The following is a 15283-nucleotide window of genomic DNA, read 5'->3' as shown; positions in this document are numbered from 1 at the left end:
AAACCTCTCTTAGTACTGTTTGTTGATTCGTCGCGTAACCTGCCGACGCCATGCGGCGTCGGGTCGCTTGCTTGGTATTGTTCCGGTATTTCACCTGCCAATTACACACAAACCGACATGATGATAACCAACCCGTTCGACCGTCGCCCTCACCGCTTGGTCAGGGCGGCGTAGGACTCCTCGATGGCGAGGCTGATGCGTTCGATGTCGACGCGCGTCAGCGGCTCGCGGAAGGTCATGCGCAACGCGGATTTGGCGATCTGCGGTTCGATGCCCATCGCCAGCAGCGTCGGAGGGATCTCGTGGCGTCCGATCGCGCATGCCGAACCGGACGAGCAGGCGATGCCGCGCGCGTCGAGGTCGACGAGCAGCGCCTCGCCGGTGACGCCGGGGAAGACGAAGGAGACGTGGCCGGGCAGGCGGCGTTCGGGGTCGCCGGTCAGTTCGGCGCGGGGCACGACCCTACGTACCGCGTCGATGAGCATGTCGCGGGATGCGACGAGTTCGCGGTAGTGTGCGGCCATGCGCGTGTTGGACCGGCGCAGGGCGATGGCGAGCGCGACGGCCCCGGCCACGTTCTGCGTACCGGAGCGCAGACCGCGTTCCTGCCCTCCGCCGGAGATGATCGGCTCGATGGGCGTGCGTCCGCGTACGAGGAGCGCCCCGAGTCCCTTAGGCGCGCCGAATTTGTGGCCGGAGACGGCGAGCGAGTCGACATCCCAGTCGCGCATGCGGATGGGGATGAGTCCGGCGGCCTGCACGGCGTCGACGTGGACGGGTACGTGGTGCGCGTGGGCGATCGAGACGATGCGTTCGATCGGTTCGACGGAGCCGACCTCGTTGTTGGCGAGCATCATCGCGACGAGCGTGGTCCGCTCCCCCGCCTCGCCGTCGAGCGCCTGCTCGAGGGCGTCGAGGTCGATGTGGGCCTCGTCGTCGACGGGGATGCGCACGACGTCGAAGCCGAACCAGCGTGCGAGCCAGTCGGCGGATCCGGAGACGGCCGGATGTTCGATCGACGAGATGACGATGCGCGGGCGGCGGACGGCGGGCGCGGTTCCCGCGGCGTCGCCGGATGCTGCGGCGTCGCCGGATACCGCGGATACCGCCCCAGTGGCGAAGCCGCCGAGTCCCATCCGCCGCATTCTCGCCATGGCGATGCCCTTGACGGCGAGGTTGTCTGATTCGGTGCCACCGGAGGTGAAGATCACGTCGTCGGGTTTTGCGCCGAGGTCGGAGGCGAAGGAGGCGCGCGCCGCGTCGAGGGCGCGCGCCGCGGTACGCCCGGGCTGGTGGACGCTGGCCGGGTTCGCGTAGGCGTCGGTCAGGAACGGGGTCATCGCGTCGATGACGTCGCGGCTGACCGGTTCGGTGGCGGCAGCATCGAGGTAGAGCGCTTCGGAGTCGGTCATGATGCTCCTAGTCCAGCCAGTCGAGTCCCAGATCGATGGATCGCACGGAGTGGGTGAGGGCGCCCACGGAGATGACATCGACGCCGGCGGCCGCCACGTCGGCGACCCGCTCGAGGCTCATGTTGCCGCTGGCTTCGACGATGGCGCGTCCGTCGATCAGTTCGACGCCGCGGCGGGTGTCGTCGAGCGTGAAGTTGTCGAGCATGATGGTGTCGGCGCCGCCCGCGATGACGGCGGGGATCTGGTCGAGCCGGTCGACCTCGACCTCGATGTGCGTGGTGTGTCCGACCTGCTGCCTGACGTGGCGGATCGCGCCGGTCAGGTCGATGCCGCGCGCGGCGAGGGCGGCCAGATGGTTGTCCTTCATCATGATGGCGTCGGACAGGCCGTAGCGGTGGTTGTGTCCGCCGCCGCAGCGGACCGCGTATTTCTCGAACGGGCGCAGTCCGGGCGTGGTCTTGCGTGTGTCGACGATGCGAGTGCGCTCGTAGCGGCGGGGTCGTACGACCGGTCCGTTCGCCGGCCGGAACCCGTCGGCGTAGATCGCGTCGACCCGTGCGACGAACGCGGCGGTCATCGTGGCGATGCCGCTCATGCGCTGGGTGAAGTTCAGTGCGACGCGTTCCGCGGTCAGGAGGTCCCTGACCGGACCGGAGACCGCGGCGAGCGTCTGCCCGGCGCGGAAGGGTTCGCCGTCCGCAATGGACGCCGTGACCTCGATCGCGGGGTTCTGTGCACGGAAGGCCGCGGCGAACACGTCGATGCCGCTCATCACGCCGTCCTCGCGGGCGGCGAGGGACGCCGAGCCGGTTTCGTCGGCGGGGATGGTGGTTTCGCAGGTCACGTCGCCGTAGGGTGCGTCCTCGGCGAGCGCCGACTCGACGGCGGTGCGGATGATGTGCTGGGTGAGCATGTCACTCCTTGACGTAGGCGACGGAGTGGGCCCACTCGTCGTGCGGTTCGGGGAAGTCGGTTCGCGCGTGGGCGCCGCGCGATTCGGTGCGGGCGAGCGCCGCCGTGGCGCCGATGCGTCCGACGGTGAGCATGTCGCGGTTCTCGAGCGCGGCGATGTCGCCGGACGCGGCGGCTTCGGCGGCATGCGCGTTCGCGGCGGCGAGACCCCGACCGAGGTCGTCGATCGCGTGGGCGAGTCCTTCGGCGTCGCGCAGGACGCCGACGCCATGCCACATGGTGTTCTGGATGCGGGTGCGGTCCCATACGTCTGCGTCGCCGTCCGCGCCGCCTGCGCCGGCCGTCTCCGGGTCGGCAAGGCGGACGGGGTCGGCGGCGTACGCCTCGCCGGTCGCGGAGTTGAGCAATGGTTCGGGCGACCATACCGTGTCGTCGGTGTCGGCGAGCGCGGCAAGGCCGGCGCGGCGGCCGTAGACGAGTCCTTCGAGCAGCGAGTTGGAGGCGAGTCGGTTGGAGCCCATGACGCCGGTGCGCGCGCATTCGCCGGCCGCGTAGAGGCCGGGGATGGATGCGCGGCCGTTGAGGTCCGTGCGTACGCCGCCCATGTAGTAGTGGGCCGCGGGGGCGACGGGGATCGGCTCGCGGCTCCAGTCGAAGCCGAGGGAGCGCGTGTAGGCGTCGATGGTCGGGAATCGGTGCGCGAGGAACGCGGCGAGGTCGGGGTGTTCGGCGTGCATCGGCGAGACATCGAGCATGACCGGACGTCCGTGCTGGCGCTGCATGACGCGGAAGTTCTCGCGGGCGACGACGTCGCGCGGCGCGAGTTCGGCGCGCGGGTCGACGTCCTGCATGTACCGGTGGCCGTGTTCGTCGAGCAGGATCGCGCCTTCGCCGCGTACGGCCTCGGAGACGAGGAAGTGCTCGCCAATGGCCATGGCGGTGGGATGGAACTGGTAGAACTCGAGGTCGGCGACCTGTGCTCCGGCGCGCCATGCTGCGGCGAGTCCGTCGGCGGTGGCGACGGCCGGGTTGGTGGTGTACGGGTACATGCGTCCGGCGCCTCCAGTGGCGAGGATGACGCGGGAGGCCTCGACGAACCGGCGTTCCCTGCCATGCGCGGCATCGTCATTCGCTTCGCCACCGACGAGCAGGTCGACGCCGGCGATGCGTCCGTCCTTCACGACGAGGTCGGTCAGGAAGGCGTGTTCGATGATGTGGATGAGCGGGTTGGCGCGCACCATGGCGGATACGTCGAGTTCGAGCACCCTGCCGGTGGCGTCTCCCCCGGCGTGGACGACGCGCGCCCTGGAGTGGGCCGCCTCGAGGCCGCGCAGCATGTGTCCCTCGGCGTCGCGGTCGAAGTGGACGCCGGCGGCCGCGAATTCACGCACGCGGTCAGCGCCCTCGCGCGTGAGGATGTCGACGGCCTTCGGGTCGCACAGACCATGTCCGGCGGCAATGGTGTCGGCGGCGTGCAGCTTCGGGTCGTCGTCGGCGAAGATGGCCGCGGCGATGCCTCCCTGCGCGTGGTAGGTGTTCGATTCGACCAGTTCGTCCTTGGCGACCAGCGTCACGTCGTGTCCGGCGCGCGCCACGGCCAGTGCCGCGGACAGGCCGGCCACGCCGGCTCCGATGACGATGATGTTCGTGTCCTCGCTCATTGCCTGTCTGCCTCTCAGTGGACGCGTAGCATGCGTTCCAGCGCGACCTTGGCCTCGCGTGCGGTGTCCTCGTCGACGGTGATGCGGTTGACGACGTTGCCGGCCTCGAGGTTCTCCAGCGCCCACGCGAGGTAGGCGGGGTGGATGCGGTACATCGTCGAGCACGGGCAGACGACCGGGTCGAGGCAGAACACGGTCTTGTCCGGGTACTGGGCGGCGAGGCGGTTGACGAGGTTGATCTCGGTGCCCACGGCCACGGCGGAGCCGGCGGGCGCGTTGGCGATCTCCTTGACGATGTATGCGGTGGATCCGACGCCGTCGGCCGCGTCGACGACCTGCATCGAGCATTCGGGGTGCACGATGACCTTGACGCCCGGGTAGGCCCTGCGGGCGCGTTCGATCTGGTCGACGGTGAAGCGCTGGTGCACGGAGCAGAAGCCCTTCCACAGGATCATCCTCGCGTTCGCGTAGTCGGACGGGTCGGCGGCGCCGCCCATCGCCTTGAACGGGTCCCACAGCGGCATCTGGCTCAGCGGGATGCCCATGGCGCGCGCGGTGTTGCGTCCCAGATGCTGGTCGGGGAAGAACAGGACGCGCCGGCCGCGGGCGAACGCCCATTCGAGCACGGCGTGCGCGTTGGACGACGTGCACACGATGCCGCCGTGGCGCCCGCAGAACGCCTTCAGGGCGGCGGAGGAGTTCATGTAGGTGACGGGGATGATCGGCTGCATGCCGTCGGCGTCCTTGTCGCGTCCGCAGATCTCGCCGAGCTGGTCCCACGCCTCCTCGACCTGGTCGATGTTGGCCATGTCGGCCATCGAGCAGCCGGCGGACAGGTTCGGCAGGGTCACGCTCTGTTCGGGCGTGGAGAGGATGTCGGCGGTTTCGGCCATGAAGTGGACGCCGCAGAAGACGATGTGGTCGGCGTCGGGGCGTTCGGTCGCGTTCTTGGCGAGCTGGAAGGAGTCGCCCACGAAGTCGGCGTGCCTGATGATCTCGTCGCGCTGGTAGAAGTGGCCGAGGATAAGCAGCTTGGATCCAAGGCGCCTCTTGGCGTCGACGATGCGCTGCTGGAGCTCGTCCTCGGAGGCGTTGCGGTATTCGTCGGGCAGCACCTGCTGGCGGGGCGCGTTCGCGGGCAGGCGGTCGAGCATCGAGGCGCCGGGCCCGTAGCTGGGCCTGGTGGTGTCGAAGTGCCACGGGTCGAGGGTCAGGCCCGCGTCGCAGGTGCTCTGTGCGCCGAGTCGGGCGATGATCTCATCGACGGACGGCGCGGTGAATGTTGCGGTCATGGTTGTTCCTTTCTGGATACGTCTTGTGAGGTCTGCGGATATCGGGATCGCCGGGGCCCTTCAGCGGGCCAGTGCCGACAGTGCGTCGGTCAAACCGACCCGAGACGTCGATTCGTGTGGACCGTGCGGCTCGCGTGGACCTTGTGGACCGATGCTCCACTGGGCGGGGTTCCACAGGTCGCGTCGCTCGCCGTCCGTGTCCGAGACGCCGTTCGCCGTCCCCGAGACGTACCGGTAGACGGCGGCCGGACGGTGTCGGCCGACGCGCTGCTTGGCTCCGGTGTCCTCGAGCTGTCCGGAGGCGAGGATCCGGCGTCTGAAGTTCGCCAGATCGATGGACTCGCCGGTGATGGCCTCGTACACGTCGTGCAGCTGGCCGAGCGTGAAGGTCTCGCCGACCAGTCGCACGGCCACGTCGGGGTATTCGATCTTGTTGCGAAGACGCCACAGCGCGTAGTCGATGATGCGACGGTGGTCGAAGGCGAGTTCGGGCAGCTCGTCCTCGGGGAACCATGCGACGTTGTCCCCCTCGACGAGATCGCGCGTCTCGGCCTGTCCGACGAGCGCCCAGTAGACGACGGACACCATCGGCAGTCCTCCGCGCGAGCGGTCGGGGCCGCCGAACGTGTACAGCTGCTCGAGATAGCGCGGATGCATCGAGGTGGTCGATTCGAGCGCCGCGTACGCGCAGTCCTCGAGCGAACGGTCGGCGAAGAGCCCGCCGCCGGGCAGCGCCCAGCAACCCAAGTAGGGTTGGCGCACGCGTCTGACCAGCGGAAGCCACAGACGCCCGCGGCCGGTCTCGCCTCCATCGGGCGCGAGCGCGAGGATGACGACGGAGACGCCCACCTGCGGTGGGGCGAGACGCCGCTCCGAAACGTTGCCGATGCCCATTCGTCCTCTTTCCCGACACGGATGCCTTCGCTCCGATCCGTTGACGGATATGAAGCATAACACCATTTATGGTCATAATGACCATAAATGGAAACGCCTGGAATTCCAAGAAAAAAGGGAATCGGTCTGAGACCGATTCCCTTTTCCGATTCCGGAAGATCTACAGCGCCGTTTCGACGCCCTCCTCGATCACCTCGCCGGCGTCAGGCAGGAACGGCGCGAGGGATGGCAGGTCGTCGAGGGACGACAGACCCATCTTCTCCAAGAACAGGTCGGTGGTGGCCAGCAGCGAGGCGCGCGACTCCTCGTCGATGCCGCGTTCGCATATCAGGCCGCGTACGAGCAGGGAGCGGATCACGCCGTCGCAGTTGACGCCTCGGATCGACGAGACCCGGGCGCGAGTGACGGGCTGACGGTATGCGATGACCGCCAGCGTCTCCATCGCCGCCTGACTCAGTCGCGCGGACTGGCCGTCGGTGACGAACGCGGCGACCACGGGCTCGAACTCGGCGCGGCTGGCGAACCGCCATCCGCGCGCGGTGTGACGCAGTTCGAACCCCCGTTCAGACATCGCATAGGAGGATTGCAGCCGCTCCAGCGCCTCGGCCACGAGCCGCGCGTCGACGCCGAGCACGCCCGCCAGATCGGCGGAGTGCTGCGGCTCGCCGGCGGTCATGAGGATCGCCTCGAGACACGCCTTGAGGCCGCCGGGGAACTGCTCCACACACAGCCCCCCACGAGCCGCCGACGCCAAGCCTGCCGAACCGGCGGCGTCCCTCTCCCTCACGTCCGCATCCGAATCCCGCCTATCCATCGCTTCCGTCACACCCATCAGGCGCCCTCTCCTTCCTCGATCATCCCATCCGCAACCAATACGGCTTTCACCGGAGCACCATCAGCCCACACCCATCGCACGTGCAGCGGCGAATACGGTCCGTCCTGCCGGAACTGGATCGCCCCCTGCTTGAAGAACGCCAGCAGCGCGAGGAAGCGCGCCACCGTCTCGATACGGCCCGAAGCGTCCGCCGTCAGTTCGTCGAAGGTGGAGGATCCGCCCTCCCCCAACGCCACCAGTCTCGTCATGACGAGCCGCGACTGTTCGCGCAGGTCGACCAACGGCACATGCAGCTGATGGACGCTCACCCGATCGACCGGGGCGGCGGCGATGGCCCGCGCGGCTATCCTCGCCAGCTCGTCCGGCCCGACGTTCCAGTCGAGTTCGGGCAGCATGCCCCGGATGCGATCGTCGACGACGCCCGGATGCGGATAACGGCCCGAGGCATGGGCCATCCGCTCGCGCAACGCGTGCGACGCCTCCTTGTAGGCGCGGTACTGCAGCAGTCGGGCGAACAGCAGATCGCGTTCGCGCAGCGCCTCCATGCTGGATTCGTCATGCTCGCCCGACACGTCCGCGGGCAGCAGCGAGGCGCTTTTGGCCTCGATGAGCACCGAGGCCACGTCGATGAACGCACTGGCTTCGTCCATGCCGTCCGACCCACCGCCCGAGCCACCGTCCGAATCGGACGGGCCGCCCCTGACGGCGTCGCCGAAGTCGAGGCCGCGCACGTATCGGATGAACTCACCGGTGATCGCCGACAGCGACACCTCGGTCAGTTCGAGGCGCCGGTTCGCGATCATGCCGAGCAGGACGTCGAACGGGCCGGAGTACACGTCGAGATCGACGCGGAAGCCAGCCTCGTCCGCGCTCAGGCGATCACCCCGTTGGCGACGAGCTCGCGGGCCACCTCGCGGTACTCCTGACTGGTCTTGTGGTTCGGCGCGTACATGGTGATCGGCGCGGCGGCCACGGTGGAGTCGGGCAGTTTGATCGAACGGGAGATGACGGTGTGGAACACCTTGTCCTGGAACGCCTCGTAGATGCGCTGCATGACCTCCTCGCAGTGCAGGGTACGCGTGAACATCGTCACCAGCACGCCGTACACCTTGAGGTTCGGGTTGATGCGGCTCTGCACCTTCTGGATGGACTGCATGAGCAGCGCCACGCCGCGCAGCGCGAAGAACTCGGCGGCCACTGGGATGATGACGCCGTCAGCCGCGGTCAGCGCGTTCACGGTCAGCAGACCCAGCGAGGGCTGGCAGTCGATGATGATGACGTCGTATTCGTCCCTCAAGGGGCGCAGCACGCTGTTGAGGATCTGCTCGCGGCCCACTTCGGTGACCAGCTGCACCTCGGCGGCGGACAGGTCGATGTTCGCCGGGATGATGTCGAGGTTCTCGAACGCGGTGCGGCGCACGACGTCATGCACGTCGACGCGCATGTCGAACAGCGCGGTGTAGATGGTGTTGTCGACGGTGTTGGCGTTGATGCCGAGACCGACGGTGGCGGCGCCCTGCGGATCGAAGTCGACGATCAGGCAGCGGCGGCCGTACTGACTCAACGCGCCGGCGATGTTGATGGAACTGGTGGTCTTGCCGACGCCGCCCTTCTGGTTGCACATGGCGATGACCCTCGCCGGCCCGTGCTGCTGCAGCGGGGAGGGGACGGGGAAAGTCTCATATTCACGTCCAAGCATATCCGTAGGCATACTGTTCACCTTATCATTTCCGTCACTGCGCACGTGGATGGGCCGTCAGGTACGCCTCGATGAGGTTCTCCGGGCTGACATGCGTATAGATCTGAGTGGTCGTCACCGAGGCGTGGCCGAGCAGCTCCTGCACGGTGCGCACGTCCGCGCCGCCCTGGATCAGGTGCGTGGCGAACGAGTGGCGCAGCGTGTGCGGATGCAGCGGCTTGTCGATGCGGGCGCGCTCCCCCGCGTTGCGGACGATCTCCCATACCGATTGTCGCGACAGCCGACGACCCCGTTTGTTGAGGAAGACCGCCCGACGCTCCGGCGCCGGCGCGTTCCTGATTCGCGCCTCGAGCGCGGGCCGCCCCTTGGCGAAATACCGCTCCATCGCCGCGCACGCATAGGTGCCGACCGGCACGATCCGCTGTTTGGAACCCTTGCCGGTGAGCCGCACGATATGCGCGTCCTGCAGGTCGAGGTCGTCGAAGTTCACCCCCACGGCCTCGGAGACGCGGGCTCCGGTCGCGTACATGAACTCGAGCAGCGCCCTGTCGCGCAGCATCACCGGGTCGTCCCCCTCGACCGGGACCGCGTCGAGCAGGCGAGCCACCTCGTCGACGGAGAGCACGTCCGGCAGCGTGCTCGCCCCCTTGGGGGCCTTGACCGGGGCGGCCACGTCGTCGGCGATCAGATTCCCCGCGAGCGCGAACCGGTGGAATTCGTGGACCGCGGCGAGTCGTCTGGCCTTGGACCGGGCCGATTCGCCCAAGTCGTCGAGGAAAGCAACGTAGTCCTCCACATCGTGACGCGTGACGTGCGCGATGTCGTCGATGCCCCGGCTTTCCAGCCAGCCCGCGTATTTCCTCAGATCGGACTCGTACGCCGTCACCGTGGCGTCGGCAAGTCCGCGCTCGACACCGACATGCGCGAGGAACCGTTCGATGAGTGCAGGGAATCCATTGACCATGCATTCCATGGTATGACATACGGAAACTGTGATTCATATCACATATGCCCCCGACCCCGTCCTTCCATATCACATCAAGACCTTCGGCAAGACCGAGGATGGCTATCTGCCGTGGGTCAAGGCCAAGCTCGACGACATGAACGTCGCCACGGCGGACCTGCCCGAGCAGCATGACGAATCCGATTCGATCGACATGGAGGCCATCGCCGCGGCCCGGCCGGATGTGATCCTGGGCATGCAGTCCGGCATCACCGAGGAGCAGTACAAGACGCTCAGCAAGATCGCGCCGACCATCCCCTGGCAGCAGGCCTCCTGGGGCGACCCGTGGCACAGCCTGGTCGAGACCACCGCCAAGGTGCTCGGCAAGCAGCAGGAGGGAGAGAAGCTCATCGCCAAGCTGGAGGACACCATCTCCGAGGCGGCCGCCAAGTACCCGCAGATCAAGGGCAAAAGCGCCTCCGTCATGTACTTCGACTCCTCCAAGCTCTCCAGCTTCAGCGTGTACACCACGCATGACGTGCGCCCCCAGTTCCTGAACGACCTCGGCTTCGAGACCCCCGAATCCATCAAGCAGGTCTCCGAAACCACGGACAGCTTCTACAAGGACATCTCCTCCGAGCAGGCCGACCAGTTCGCCGACATCGACGTGATCGTCACCTACGGCACCCCCGACCTTCTGGCCGCCATGCAGAAGGATCCGCTGCTGTCCAAGATCCCCGCGGTCAAGCGCGGCTCCGTGGTGGTGATCGACACCACGTCCGAGCTGGCCAACGCGCTCGACGCGATGCCGCTGTCCATCGAGGCCACCACCGGCGACTACGCCAAGCTGCTCGGCGAGGCCGCCTCCAAGGTGAACGGCTGAGCCGAAAGGAATCGACGCACCTATGCGGTCGTTTAACGATTCCCATGATGTTCCCCGGTCGAAGGGTCATACGCCCTCGGCCGGGGAACATGCATATCGTCCATATCGTCTCGCGGCGTTCCATGCTCGTCACCCTTACGCTCGGCGTACTCGCCGCGGCGTTGTTCGTGGCCGATCTGGCGTTCGGTCACGAGGTGTATCCCATAGGCGACATCCTGAAGGTGCTTGGCGGCGAGTTCGTGCCGGGTTTGAGCTTCACCATCGGCGAGCTCCGACTGCCCAGGGTGGTCGTCGGCCTGCTGGCCGGGTTCGCGTTCGGCGTCGCCGGCGTGAGCTTCCAGCAGATGCTGCGCAACACGATGGCCAGCCCCGACATCATCGGCATCACCGCGGGAGCGAATCTGACGGCGGTGTTCGCCATCATCGTGCTCGGCTGGTCCGGCCCCTCGCTGTCCGCGGCGGCGGTCATCGGCGGCATTCTGACGGCACTGCTGACGGTGCGTCTGGCGTGGAGGGGCACCTTCTCCACCGGACGGCTGATCCTCATGGGCATCGGCGTCGCCGCAGCGCTCAACGCCGCGACCTCGTGGATTCTGGTGCGCGGCGACCAGTGGAACATCCAGCAGGCGTCCCGCTGGCTGACCGGCTCCCTGGCGTCGTCCGACTGGTCCGACGTCCCAGCGCTGGCCGCCGTGACGGCCCTCGCCGCGGTGCCGTTGATCGCATTGGCCCGTCAGGTGGACGTGATGCGGTTCGGAGACCCGATGGCACGAGGTCTCGGCGTGCGCGTGGAATCCGTGCAGATGACGGTCATCGTGCTGTCGGTGCTGCTGCTGTCCACGGCCACCGCCTCGAGCGGCCCGATCTCGTTCGTCTCGTTCCTCTCCGGACCGCTCGCCATGTGGCTGGCCGGCCCTCACAGGCCCGCGATCGTGCAGTCCGGACTGGTCGGCTCATGCATCGTGCTCGCCGCCGACATCGTGGCCCAGCACATCCCACCGACGCAACTGCCGGTGGGCGTGGTCACCAGCATCATCGCAGGCCCGATCCTCATCCTTCTCATCATCAGACTGTCCAGAAAGCAGGTGCTCGCATGACGGGACACTCCCCCGAGACCCCGATCTCCCACACGCTGGCCGCCCGGCACGTGACGCTCGCCTACGAGCGGCGCGAGATCGTGCACGATCTGGATCTGGACATCCCGCCGGGAACCGTAGGGGCGATCATCGGCGCCAACGGCTGCGGCAAGTCCACGCTGCTCAAGGCGCTCGCCCGCCTGCTCACGCCCACCCACGGCGCAGTGACGCTCGATGGCAAGGCCATCAACACGATGCCCACCCGCAAGGTGTCCACCATCGTGGGGCTTCTTCCCCAATCCCCCATGGCTCCGGAAGGCATCACTATCGCCGATCTGGTCTCCCGTGGACGCCACCCGTATCAGGGAATGCTCGGTTCGTGGTCCGACGAGGATGACAGGGCCGTGGCGCATGCGCTGGAGGTGACCGGTCTGGCGGATCTCGCCGACCGACCGGTGGACGAGGTGTCCGGCGGCCAGCGCCAGCGCGCGTGGATAGCGCTGGCGCTGGCGCAGCAGACGGACATCCTGCTGCTGGACGAGCCGACCACCTATCTCGACATCGCCTACCAGCTCGAGGTGCTGGATCTGCTGAGCGAGCTCAACGCCACCGAGCACACCACCATCGTGATGGTGCTGCACGATCTCAATCAGGCGGCGCGCTACACGGATTGGATCCTGGCCGTCAAGGACGGGCGTCAGGCGTACTTCGGCACGCCGGACGAGGTGATCAGCGAACGCATGGTGGCCGAGGTGTTCGACACCGACGCGCGCATCATCCCCGATCCTGACACCGGACTGCCGCTGATGCTGCCCGGCACGCGGCACAGCCTGGCCCGTCTGCGCGGCGACTCGCATGGGGAACAGGCGCAGACGGCAACGAACCACGACGACCACCGACTCTAACGACCACCGACTCAAGGAGACGATATGACCACCACAAGTGCCAAACACACGGCATACCCGCCGTTCCGTCCGTTCCTCGCCCACGTGGCCGACGTCACGCCATTGTCGGCGCATTTCACCCGGATCACCTTCGAGGGCCCCGATCTTAGGCATGTGCGACGCACCGGATACGATCAGCGCATCAAGCTCGTGCTGCCGCTGGCGGACGATCCCCACTGGGAGCGTTCGCCGCTGCTCGCCGCCGACTGCGTCGAACGCGGCACCTGGTGGGATGTCTGGCGGGCGCTGCCCGCCGATCGGCGCAACGTGATCCGTACCTACACGCTGCGCACGGCGGCGGCCGACGGCAGGGTGTGCATCGAATTCGTCACCCATGAGGGGGCCGGCCCCGCAGGCGCCTTCGCCATGACGGCACGCCCCGGCGACGCCGTGGTGCTGATCGCGCCCGATGATCGCGCCGAGACATACGGCGGCGGCATCGACTTCCACCCCGGCGTGGCGGGCAACGTGCTGCTGGCGGGCGACGAGACGGCGGCGCCCGCCATCCTCGGCATCATCGGCTCGCTGGCCGAAACGCAGTGGGACGGTTCGATCACCGCGCTGCTGGAGGTGCCCGAAAGCGGTGACGTCATCGCCGCGCCCGAATACGAGCGGCTCGACATCGAATGGCTTCCCCGAAACGGATCGGCACGCGGCACGCGTCTCGTCCGCGCGGTCGAGGCGTACGCCGACGCGCATCCCCGCTCGTTCGTCACCCGATGGCGCAGGACCGGCGACTCCCCCGCCCCCGTGTACTCGGAGACCGACGTCGATCGCGAACTGCTGTGGGAGACGACCGGGGACGGACTGCCGCGCATCGGCAACACCTCGCGGCTGGCAACCGGTTCGAACGGCTTCTACGCGTGGGTCGCCGGCGAGGCCGCGGTGGTCAGGGACGTTCGTCGGGTGCTGCTGCGCGATCATGGTCTCGATCGCCGCCGCGCCGCGTTCATGGGCTACTGGCGTGCCGGTAAGATCGAGATCTGACGGGCGAACGACAACGAAAACAGCCTGATACTGCATGATCCCCGTTTTCCATTCGGAAAGCGGGGATCATGCAGTATCAGGCTATATCAGGCTCTCAGGCTTGCGACCCGAAAACCGTCTCAGTCCTATTCGAACCTATCGAATCAGGTCTCGACTCGAATCAGGCCTCGACCGGAGCGTTGATGTCCTCCGGCAGAGCGGCCTTGGCGGCCTCGACGATCGCCTTGAAGGCGTCGGCGTCGGAGACGGCCAGCTCGGCCAGAGCGCGACGATCCAGCTCGATGCCGGCGAGACGCAGACCTTGGATGAAGCGGTTGTAGGTGATGCCCTCAGCGCGGACGGCGGCGTTGATGCGCTGGATCCACAGCTTGCGGAAGTCGCCCTTGCGAGCCTTGCGGTCGCGGAAGTTGTAGTTAAAGGAGTGAAGCAGCTGCTCCTTGGCCTTGCGGTACAGACGGGAGCGCTGGCCGCGGTAGCCGGAAGCCCTCTCGAGAACGACGCGACGCTTCTTGTGGGCGTTCACTGCGCGCTTGACACGTGCCATAATCTATTTCCTCAGCTTTCTAAATGTCTTGTCTCGAAACGTCGCTCACTTGGCGAGCATGCGGTTGAGCTTCTTGGCCTGCGCGGTCGGGATGACGGCGTCGGCCTTCAGCTGGCGACGCTTGCGGGCGGACTTGTGCTCAAGGTTGTGGCGCATGGCGGAACCGACCTGCATCAGCTTGCCCGAACCGGTACGACGGACGCGCTTGGAAGCGGCGGAGTTAGTTTTCATCTTCGGCATTGCTGCCCTCCTTGTTGATGTGCTTCTGGTTGGAGGTCGAGGGGGAAAACGCGGTCTTCGCCTCGGCGACGGCCTGAGCCTGCGCGTCCTGCTTGGCGGCCAGACGTGCTGCCTGACGGGCCTGACGCTCGGCGCGGGATTCCGCACCGCGACGGCGCTGCTCGGACTGCGTGTGCACCTTCTTGCCCTTGGGCGCAAGCGTCATGATGATGTTGCGGCCCTCCTGCTTCGGCTTGGACTCGATGGTGCCGTATTCCTCCACGTCGGCGGCGAGTCGCTGCAGCAGCTCGACGCCACCGATCGGACGGGACTGTTCACGGCCACGCAGCATGATGGTGACCTTGACCTTGTCTCCGCCGTTGAGGAAGCGGACCACATGCCCCTTCTTCACTTCGAAGTCATGGTCGTCGATCTTGAGGCGGAAACGAATCTCCTTGATCTCGGCCGTGTTCTGGTTGCGGCGAGCCTCACGAGCCTTGATCTTCTCGTTGTACTTGAACTTGCCGTAATCGATGAGCTTGGCGACCGGAGGCTTCGCGTTGGGCGCCACCTCGACGAGATCGAGGTTCGCTTCCTTCGCCAGGTTGAGGGCGACCGAGGTCGCGATGACTCCCACCTGTTCGCCGTTCGGGCCGATCAGGCGCACCTGCGAGACGCGAATCTCGTCGTTAATGCGTGGTTCGTCGCTGATGATGACTCCAATCCTCAAATTTCCTCTACGGGACCGGGACTCACTTGGACGTCGTTCATCGCTTCGGTTTCATGGCAGGCCAATGTGCGCCTTATGGCGCTGTGTTGCAACTTCCGCGCGTACGCGCTGTGGTATATCCTCCCGCATGCGAGAATGCATGGGCATATCACTGCCGTTGGAAGGAAGGCCATTGCCTTGAACCCGAAACCGTGAAAGGCTTCCAGGTGGGGTTGCCCCGCTTTCTTGATTTCTCAAGCCGAATGGTTACTA

Annotated in this window: 16 protein-coding genes; 4 read left to right on the top strand and 12 right to left on the bottom strand. The window is 66.8% G+C overall.

The genetic code is table 11. The features are described 5' to 3' along the window. Nucleotides 1-149: 149 nt before the first annotated feature. The 9 genes from EMB92_RS00200 to xerD all read right to left on the bottom strand — a co-directional run bounded on the left by EMB92_RS00200 (nucleotide 150) and on the right by xerD (nucleotide 9669). Nucleotides 150-1412 carry a cysteine desulfurase family protein gene (locus EMB92_RS00200; protein ID WP_150393385.1) on the bottom strand — a complete coding sequence of 421 codons (1263 nt, stop codon included), beginning with the start codon at nucleotides 1410-1412 and terminating at the stop codon, nucleotides 150-152. Between the two features lie 7 nt (nucleotides 1413-1419). Further along, nucleotides 1420-2325: a carboxylating nicotinate-nucleotide diphosphorylase gene (nadC, locus tag EMB92_RS00195; RefSeq protein ID WP_150393384.1), complete on the bottom strand. Its 906-nt coding sequence runs from the start codon at nucleotides 2323-2325 to the stop codon at nucleotides 1420-1422. Nucleotide 2326: 1 nt separating this feature from the next. Next, complete coding sequence (nadB, locus tag EMB92_RS00190; RefSeq protein ID WP_150393383.1) at nucleotides 2327-3985, bottom strand: L-aspartate oxidase; 1659 nt, start codon at nucleotides 3983-3985, stop codon at nucleotides 2327-2329. A 14-nt stretch (nucleotides 3986-3999) separates the two neighbouring features. Further along, a complete protein-coding gene (gene nadA, locus EMB92_RS00185) occupies nucleotides 4000-5277 on the bottom strand; it encodes a quinolinate synthase NadA (protein WP_150393382.1) in 1278 nt (425 codons plus the stop codon). Between the two features lie 60 nt (nucleotides 5278-5337). Beyond that, nucleotides 5338-6171, bottom strand: a complete 834-nt coding sequence (locus EMB92_RS00180; RefSeq protein WP_190973502.1) for an NUDIX hydrolase — start codon at nucleotides 6169-6171, stop codon at nucleotides 5338-5340. Between the two features lie 160 nt (nucleotides 6172-6331). Next, the gene (scpB, locus tag EMB92_RS00175; RefSeq protein ID WP_223847483.1) at nucleotides 6332-7003 is read right to left on the bottom strand and encodes an SMC-Scp complex subunit ScpB; all 672 of its coding nucleotides are present in this window, start codon (nucleotides 7001-7003) and stop codon (nucleotides 6332-6334) included. Beyond that, complete coding sequence (locus tag EMB92_RS00170; RefSeq protein WP_317908871.1) at nucleotides 7003-7881, bottom strand: segregation and condensation protein A; 879 nt, start codon at nucleotides 7879-7881, stop codon at nucleotides 7003-7005. Before EMB92_RS00170 ends, scpB begins: the two co-directional genes overlap by 1 nt. Then, a complete protein-coding gene (locus EMB92_RS00165) occupies nucleotides 7878-8717 on the bottom strand; it encodes a ParA family protein (protein WP_043164308.1) in 840 nt (279 codons plus the stop codon). Before EMB92_RS00165 ends, EMB92_RS00170 begins: the two co-directional genes overlap by 4 nt. Before the next feature lie 22 nt (nucleotides 8718-8739). Beyond that, nucleotides 8740-9669: a site-specific tyrosine recombinase XerD gene (xerD, locus tag EMB92_RS00160; RefSeq protein ID WP_150393381.1), complete on the bottom strand. Its 930-nt coding sequence runs from the start codon at nucleotides 9667-9669 to the stop codon at nucleotides 8740-8742. Between the two features lie 28 nt (nucleotides 9670-9697). On the opposite strand from xerD, the gene EMB92_RS00155 reads away from it, so the two are divergent. From EMB92_RS00155 to EMB92_RS00140, 4 genes are all read left to right on the top strand, one after another. After that, the gene (locus EMB92_RS00155; protein ID WP_150393380.1) at nucleotides 9698-10531 is read left to right on the top strand and encodes an iron-siderophore ABC transporter substrate-binding protein; all 834 of its coding nucleotides are present in this window, start codon (nucleotides 9698-9700) and stop codon (nucleotides 10529-10531) included. 122 nt (nucleotides 10532-10653) lie between these two features. Continuing rightward, nucleotides 10654-11628, top strand: coding sequence for a FecCD family ABC transporter permease (locus EMB92_RS00150; RefSeq protein ID WP_190973501.1), 975 nt, complete (start codon nucleotides 10654-10656; stop codon nucleotides 11626-11628). Further along, on the top strand, nucleotides 11625-12512 hold the full coding sequence (locus tag EMB92_RS00145; RefSeq protein ID WP_150393378.1) for an ABC transporter ATP-binding protein: 888 nt from the start codon (nucleotides 11625-11627) through the stop codon (nucleotides 12510-12512). Before EMB92_RS00150 ends, EMB92_RS00145 begins: the two co-directional genes overlap by 4 nt. Nucleotides 12513-12536: 24 nt before the next feature. After that, complete coding sequence (locus tag EMB92_RS00140; RefSeq protein WP_150393377.1) at nucleotides 12537-13538, top strand: siderophore-interacting protein; 1002 nt, start codon at nucleotides 12537-12539, stop codon at nucleotides 13536-13538. A 160-nt stretch (nucleotides 13539-13698) separates the two neighbouring features. On the opposite strand, the gene rplT is transcribed toward EMB92_RS00140, so the two are convergent. Genes rplT through infC form a run of 3 tightly spaced genes read right to left on the bottom strand, consistent with a single transcriptional unit; the run spans nucleotide 13699 to nucleotide 15031 of the window. Next, the gene (rplT, locus tag EMB92_RS00135; protein WP_043164318.1) at nucleotides 13699-14082 is read right to left on the bottom strand and encodes a 50S ribosomal protein L20; all 384 of its coding nucleotides are present in this window, start codon (nucleotides 14080-14082) and stop codon (nucleotides 13699-13701) included. A gap of 45 nt (nucleotides 14083-14127) precedes the next feature. Next, entirely contained in the window at nucleotides 14128-14322 is a 195-nt protein-coding gene (gene rpmI, locus EMB92_RS00130; protein WP_043164320.1) for a 50S ribosomal protein L35, read from the bottom strand. Next, nucleotides 14303-15031, bottom strand: a complete 729-nt coding sequence (infC, locus tag EMB92_RS00125; RefSeq protein ID WP_052118992.1) for a translation initiation factor IF-3 — start codon at nucleotides 15029-15031, stop codon at nucleotides 14303-14305. Before infC ends, rpmI begins: the two co-directional genes overlap by 20 nt. Nucleotides 15032-15283: the final 252 nt, after the last annotated feature.

This window comes from Bifidobacterium callitrichos (genome assembly GCF_008698085.1).
Taxonomy (GTDB): Bacteria; Actinomycetota; Actinomycetes; order Actinomycetales; family Bifidobacteriaceae; genus Bifidobacterium; species Bifidobacterium callitrichos.
The sequence above is the reverse complement of the archived record's forward strand: the minus strand, read 5'-3'. Positions and strand labels throughout refer to the sequence as shown.

Coding starts and splice junctions, on each gene's coding strand:
- xerD (WP_150393381.1), bottom strand. CDS start 9,669: ATGGTCAATGGATTCCCTGCACTCATCGAACGGTTCCTCGCGCATGTC.
- EMB92_RS00200 (WP_150393385.1), bottom strand. CDS start 1,412: ATGACCGACTCCGAAGCGCTCTACCTCGATGCTGCCGCCACCGAACCG.
- rpmI (WP_043164320.1), bottom strand. CDS start 14,322: ATGCCGAAGATGAAAACTAACTCCGCCGCTTCCAAGCGCGTCCGTCGT.
- rplT (WP_043164318.1), bottom strand. CDS start 14,082: ATGGCACGTGTCAAGCGCGCAGTGAACGCCCACAAGAAGCGTCGCGTC.
- EMB92_RS00140 (WP_150393377.1), top strand. CDS start 12,537: ATGACCACCACAAGTGCCAAACACACGGCATACCCGCCGTTCCGTCCG.
- nadC (WP_150393384.1), bottom strand. CDS start 2,325: ATGCTCACCCAGCACATCATCCGCACCGCCGTCGAGTCGGCGCTCGCC.
- EMB92_RS00145 (WP_150393378.1), top strand. CDS start 11,625: ATGACGGGACACTCCCCCGAGACCCCGATCTCCCACACGCTGGCCGCC.
- EMB92_RS00165 (WP_043164308.1), bottom strand. CDS start 8,717: ATGCCTACGGATATGCTTGGACGTGAATATGAGACTTTCCCCGTCCCC.
- nadB (WP_150393383.1), bottom strand. CDS start 3,985: ATGAGCGAGGACACGAACATCATCGTCATCGGAGCCGGCGTGGCCGGC.
- nadA (WP_150393382.1), bottom strand. CDS start 5,277: ATGACCGCAACATTCACCGCGCCGTCCGTCGATGAGATCATCGCCCGA.
- EMB92_RS00180 (WP_190973502.1), bottom strand. CDS start 6,171: ATGGGCATCGGCAACGTTTCGGAGCGGCGTCTCGCCCCACCGCAGGTG.
- EMB92_RS00150 (WP_190973501.1), top strand. CDS start 10,654: ATGCTCGTCACCCTTACGCTCGGCGTACTCGCCGCGGCGTTGTTCGTG.
- scpB (WP_223847483.1), bottom strand. CDS start 7,003: ATGGGTGTGACGGAAGCGATGGATAGGCGGGATTCGGATGCGGACGTG.